The organism is Oryzihumus sp., assembly GCF_054325275.1.
This window is the reverse complement of sequence record NZ_JBTCWL010000120.1, coordinates 1-5506: the sequence shown is the minus strand read 5'-3', so window position 1 is coordinate 5506 and position 5506 is coordinate 1. Positions and strand designations below refer to the sequence as shown.

Below are 5506 nucleotides of genomic sequence, written 5' to 3'. Positions count from 1 at the left end.
CCCAACCGGCTGATCGCGCTCGGCGGCATCGACCCCCGCTCGCCGGACGCCCTCGAGCAGGTCGACCACCAGGTCACCGACCTCGGCATGCGGGGCTTCAAGTGGTACACCGCCGAGTGGCGCGGGGAGTCGCGCGGCTGGAAGGCCAACGACCCCATGGTGTTCCCCCTGTACGAGCGCTGCATCGAGCTCGGCATCACCAACATGCACTTCCACAAGGGTCCGGCCGTCGAGCCGCTGGCGCTCGAGCGGTTCGACGTCCGCGACATCGACGAGCCCTCGACGCTCTACCCCGAGCTGAACTTCATCGTCGACCACGTCGGCCTGCCGCGGCTGGACGACTTCTGCTGGCTCTCGGCGCGAAGCCCCAACGTCTACGCCTCGCTCGCCGTCGCGCTGGCGTTCGTGCACAACCGGCCGCGCTTCTTCGGCAACGTGATGGCCAACCTGCTGTTCTGGCTCGGCCCGGACCGGATCATCTACGGCACCGACTTCCCGATCTGGTATCCCCAGTGGCAGCTCGACGACTTCATGGCCTTCCAGATCCCGGCCGACATCGAGGACGAGTACGGCGTCTCCCTCACCGACGAGGTCAAGGAGAAGATCATCGGCGGCAACATCGCCCGGCTCTACGGCATCGACACCGAGGCCAGGCTCAAGGAGCTGAAAGGCGACGAGTTCGACGTGCGCCGCGAGGAGCGGATCGCCCGGATCCCCACGGAGACCGCGGGGGAGGCGGCCGAGACCGAGACCGGCGTCGCCGGCACCCCGCGATGACCGGTATGCCGGCTGCCCACCTCCCAGCCGTGGACCTGGCCGCCGCGCGGGTCGCGGCGGGCAGCGTCCCGGACCCGGAGATCCGCCGGACGCTCGCCGACCTGGACCTGCTCGACGAGGTCGACGCGGACGCCGCCGGCACGGTGACCGTGCGCTACCACCTCACCTCGCCGCTGTGCCCCTCGCCGTTCGCCATCGACATCGGCCGGGAGGTCCGGCGCCGGGTCGAGGCCCTGCCGGGCGTGGCCCGGTGCCGGGTGGACATCCGCGACCACTTCATCGCCGAGGAGATCTCCCGCCAGGTCAACGAGGGACCCGTGACGGCAGCCCCGGCGTGGCTGCGATGACGGGCACCGAGGAGGAGGTGCGGGCGGCGCTCGCCGGACGCCGCGAGTCGGCCCTGCTGGCCGACCCCTCGGTCATGGCGGTCGCCCGGCTGCTCGCGACCCGCTGCCGGGACGCGGGCATCTGGGTGCGCACCGCCGTCGGCACGCTGGACCGCTTCGCCCGGGAGGTGGCCGGGGGAGACCTGGCCGGGCTGCTGGCCGCCGGCCGCGAGGACGCCTCGGTGGCACAGCGGTCACTGGAGGAGATTGCGCTGCGCCACCCCGGCCTGGCCGCCGGGCAGCTGGCGGCGCTGGCCTTCGGCCCCACGCTGTGGTGGACGGCGGCGGGGGTGGCCGTGGCCTGGCGTCCTGTCGGGAGCGCCGCGGAGCCCCCGGGCGGGACGTCGCACGGACCGCTCGATCGCGAACCGCTGGAGCGCCGACCCCTGCCCTTGCCCGGCACCGACCCCGACGTGCGGATGCTCCTGCTGGCCCTGATCGGCAGCGGCACCACGACATACGAGCTGCTCGGTGTCCGCGTCTGCGACGCGGGATCCGTGGACGCGGCCGGCGAGGTCGTGCCGGACCTGGCCGCCGAGCCCCTGGCGCTCACCTACACCCCCGACGACGGCGGTCCGCGCCGGTTGACGTTCCTCTCGCACGACGCGCACGCGGCCCTGCTGGCCCGGCTCGCCGGTCGCGGTCCGCTGGGGCCCGAGGACCCGCTCCTGCTGCCACCGGAGACGGCGGTGGAGACCGCCGAGCTGGCCGACGCCTGGTCCGCGGCGGCAATCGACGTGAGCAACGACGTCAACGTCGCCCTGTGCCGGGCGACCGGCGACTTCTTCCGCGAGTGGGGCCTGCCCGGTGCGCGCTTCGCCGCACGCGACCACTCACAGGTGCCGTTGACCTGACTCCCAGCCTCCCGTCGCATGCTGCGAGACGTGGCGCGCACCTCAGGGCGAACAGCCCCGCTGGAGCACCGCGACCAGCTCTGGCATCGCGTGCGGGACCAGCCCGGCTGGCTGATCCTGCCGCTGCGCGCGTTCCTCGGCGTGACGTTCACCTACGCGGCGCTGCAGAAGTTCGCGAACCCGGGCTTCCTCGACGCGAGCGACCCGACCTCGATCGGCCGGCAGATGGCGGCGCTCCAGCACAGCAGTCCCATCGGGCCGCTGGTGTCCTTGTCGCTGCACGCCCCGGTGGTGGTCGGCCTGCTCATCGCCACCGGTGAGCTGCTCGTCGGGGTGGCGACGCTGCTGGGCCTGTGGGCCCGCGCCGCCGCGGCCGCCGGTGCCCTGCTGGCGCTGACCTTCTACCTCACGGTCAGCTGGAACACCACGCCCTACTACGTGGGCGCCGACATCGTGTTCGTCTTCGCCTGGTCGGTCATCATCGCCTTCGGCGCCGGGGGAGTGCTCAGCGTGGACGCCTGGCTGCGCAACCGGGCGCGGCGCGAGCTGCGCCTGGGCCCCGAGCCGGCCGTCGTCGCGGTGGCCGTGCCCCGGCTGCGCGCGCTGTGCGCTCGCGGCGGCACGTGCGGGCTGGCACCCGACGGGCAGTGCACCCGGCCGGCCGGCTGCCCGGTCTTCCCCGTCGAGGAGCAGCTGCGCCCCGGCATCCGGGCCGAGATCCAGCGGCGCACCGTGGTCAAGGGTGGTGCCGCGGCGGCGGCCGTCGGGACCCTGGCCGTCATGGCGGCGGCCCTCACCGCGATGGTGGGCCGGGCGGTCGGGGGTGTCACCCGTGTGGCCAGTCCCGCTGCTCCCGGCCCGACCAGTGCCCAACCCACGTCGGGGGCCACGTCGGCAGTCGGCACCGTCGCCTCGCTCCCGGTGGGCCAGGCGGTGTCCTTCACCAACCCCGCCGACGGCAACCCTGGCTGGGTCGTCCACTCCGCAGCCGACACCTTCGTCGCCTTCTCCGCGGTCTGCACCCACGCCGGCTGCCCGGTGCAGTACGACCCCTCCAGCGTCCAGTTCCTCTGCCCCTGCCACGGCGGGGTGTACGACGGCCGCACCGGCCAGGTGCTCCAGGGCCCGCCACCCGCGCCGCTGCCGAGCATCCGCGTCCACGTCGTGGGCGGCCAGATCCGGGTTGGCTAGAAGCTCTGCCAACGTCGATAGTGGCGAGGGTGGGGCGAGGAGCACAGGACCGGAGAGGCCGCGTGGGGTGGCGTCGGGTCCTGGGACGGCTCGGCCTCACGCTGCTTGGCGCGTTCGCGGTGCTAACCCTTGCGGCCGCCGCATACGACTGGGGCAGCGCCGGGACGGTGCCGGTCCCGCCGCTGGACGACCACGGTCACACGGTGCGCGCCGGCGGCCTGACCACCCACTACGAGCAGTGGGGAGAGAGCGGCCCGCCGATCGTGCTCGTGCACGGGTTCATGGAGTCCGCGCAGGTGTGGGACCGGGTCGGCCCGCAGCTGGCTGCCGCCGGCCACCGGGTCTACGCCCTGGACGTGCGGGGCTTCGGCTACACCGAGCGGCGTGGTCCCTACACCCTGACCGGGGACACCGCCCAGCTGCGCGCGTTCGTCGCGGCCCTGCACCTCGACGCCGCCCATCACAGCACGCCGATGCTCGTCGGGCACTCCAGCGGTGCGGCCATCGTCGGTGACCTCGCCCGCACCGACCCGGCGGCAGTGCGCCGCGTGGTGTTCATGGACGGGGACGGCACGCCCTACGGGGTCGGCCCCGGCTGGGTCCACCACCTGTTCGTCGACCCCTATGCCACCACGATGCTGCGCCTCGCCACCCGGCACAACGGCCTGGCCGAGCGTGCCTACGCCAGCGCGTGCGGGCCGACCTGTCCGCCGTTCGACGCACAGCAGTGGCTCACGCCCCTGCGCGTGCCTGGCGCGGAGAGCGCGCTCAAGGCCATCCTGAGCCAGCCGCTCATCGGCCTGACCTACGCCCAGGAGCGGCAGGTCCACGTCCCGGCCGCGGTCGTCTACGGCAGCCGGGACCCGCAGATGGGCCGTGCCAGCGCGACCGCGACCGCCGCAAGGCTGCACACCCACGACGTGGTCGCGATCCCCGGCGCCGGCCACCTGGTGATGCTCGCCGCCCCGGACGCGGTATCCGCTGTCCTGCAACGCCTTTCACGCTGACCTGACCTGAGGGTCACTGGCCGTACGCCCGAGCCACCGGGTCGCCGGCCAACTCGTGCAGCCCGGCGAGGTTCGGCCGCGACGGATGCACCAACCCGGCCGGCCCGGCGGCGAACGCGCGCAGCAGGTTGGTCAGCTCGCCGCCGACGACCCGGGCGGTGGTGCCCGTTGCCCCGGCCTCGGGCAGCCCGGTGGTGAACCAGTTGCTGCCGGAGGCGAACACCCCGGCGCCGGAGGCCACGGTGTACCACGCGCTGTCGGCGAAGCTGGCGACGCCGCGGCAGGTGACCGGCGAGTGGGTGAGCACCTCGATGGCCCTCGGCGTGGGTGCGCCGGGGTTCACGCGGTCGTACTCCGGTCCGACCAGGTGCGGCAGCTGCAGGCCCGCCGTGGCTCCTGTCCCGGCGAACAACCAGCTGTCCGGGTCGGTGACCACCATCGGGGCGCTGACCGGGTTGCACTCGTAGAACACGCCCGTCAGCACGCTCTCCGGCCGGGGCACCGGTGGCTCGCGCCAGTTCACGGTGACCTCGGCGTCGTCGACGCCGAGCAGCGGGTCCGACGGCGCCTTGTAGTTCACCTCGGCCCGGTCCGGTCCGAACCGCGTCGGCTCCAACCGGATGTGCCGGAACGCCGCGTTGGCGCCGAGGAAGGCCACGTTGACGCCCGCATCCCGGGCCCGCGTCACCGAGCTGCGCATGGCGGTCGACCAGTACTCGTCATGGCCGAGCGTCACCACCGCCCGGGCGCCGGCAAGCAGTGTCGACACCGCGTGCAGGTCGACGTCGGTCGCGTATGCCAGCGGCAGCCCGAACCGCTCGGCATGGGCGATCGTGGGCAGGTCGAGCTTGAGGAACTGCCCCGACCCGTCCCCGTCATACGGCCGGTCGAAGGTGACCACCCGCGACCGGTTCGCGAAGTCCGCCTTGCCGCCCGGGCCGTTGTAGAGGTCGTACCCGCCCCACTGGTTGTAGGCCTGCCAGGTGGTCACGTCGTCGACCAGGACGATCCGGCCCGTCGTGTCGGGGGAGCGCACCGTGAGGGGCACGAACCGTTGCCCCGCAACGCTGTCCAGCCGCAGCAGGTAGGCCCCGGGAGGCCAGTCGGCGGTGGGCAGGGAGAGCGACGCCGGCCAGTCCGTCCGGACGGTGTTGGTCGAGAGGTCAAGGGGAGCAGCCGCGCGCGGTATGCCGCGCAGCCCGCTCGCGCGCCAGACGCACGCGCCACCCGGGGCGCCGTACCAACCCATGCGGAACGCCGTCACCGACCAGCGACGGGCCACGCTCGAGAC

At 73.6% G+C, this 5506-nt stretch carries 6 protein-coding genes; 5 read left to right on the top strand and 1 reads right to left on the bottom strand.

Annotated elements, in window-relative coordinates:
* From ACXVGS_RS18675 to ACXVGS_RS18655, 5 genes are all read left to right on the top strand, one after another.
* Positions 1-777, top strand: a 777-nt coding sequence (locus ACXVGS_RS18675; protein WP_458537363.1) for an amidohydrolase family protein, incomplete at its 5' end; no start/stop codon positions are given.
* Positions 778-782: 5 nt separating this feature from the next.
* A complete protein-coding gene (locus ACXVGS_RS18670) occupies positions 783-1124 on the top strand; it encodes a metal-sulfur cluster assembly factor (RefSeq protein WP_458537362.1) in 342 nt (113 codons plus the stop codon).
* A complete protein-coding gene (locus tag ACXVGS_RS18665; RefSeq protein WP_458534037.1) occupies positions 1121-2017 on the top strand; it encodes a hypothetical protein in 897 nt (298 codons plus the stop codon). The genes ACXVGS_RS18670 and ACXVGS_RS18665 overlap by 4 nt, the downstream gene beginning before the upstream one ends.
* Before the next feature lie 18 nt (positions 2018-2035).
* Positions 2036-3208 (top strand): QcrA and Rieske domain-containing protein, encoded by a 1173-nt coding sequence (locus tag ACXVGS_RS18660; protein ID WP_458536444.1) that lies wholly within the window; start codon positions 2036-2038, stop codon positions 3206-3208.
* A gap of 62 nt (positions 3209-3270) precedes the next feature.
* Positions 3271-4215, top strand: a complete 945-nt coding sequence (locus ACXVGS_RS18655; RefSeq protein WP_458532243.1) for an alpha/beta fold hydrolase — start codon at positions 3271-3273, stop codon at positions 4213-4215.
* A 13-nt stretch (positions 4216-4228) separates the two neighbouring features.
* On the opposite strand, the gene ACXVGS_RS18650 is transcribed toward ACXVGS_RS18655, so the two are convergent.
* Positions 4229-5506 (bottom strand): N,N-dimethylformamidase beta subunit family domain-containing protein (locus ACXVGS_RS18650; RefSeq protein WP_458537361.1); only part of this gene is annotated, 1278 nt, incomplete at its 5' end.

What these genes read in the sequence shown, in the direction of transcription:
- ACXVGS_RS18670 (WP_458537362.1), top strand. Translation starts at nt 783, where the DNA reads ATGCCGGCTGCCCACCTCCCAGCCGTGGACCTGGCCGCCGCGCGGGTC.
- ACXVGS_RS18665 (WP_458534037.1), top strand. Translation starts at nt 1,121, where the DNA reads ATGACGGGCACCGAGGAGGAGGTGCGGGCGGCGCTCGCCGGACGCCGC.
- ACXVGS_RS18660 (WP_458536444.1), top strand. Translation starts at nt 2,036, where the DNA reads ATGCTGCGAGACGTGGCGCGCACCTCAGGGCGAACAGCCCCGCTGGAG.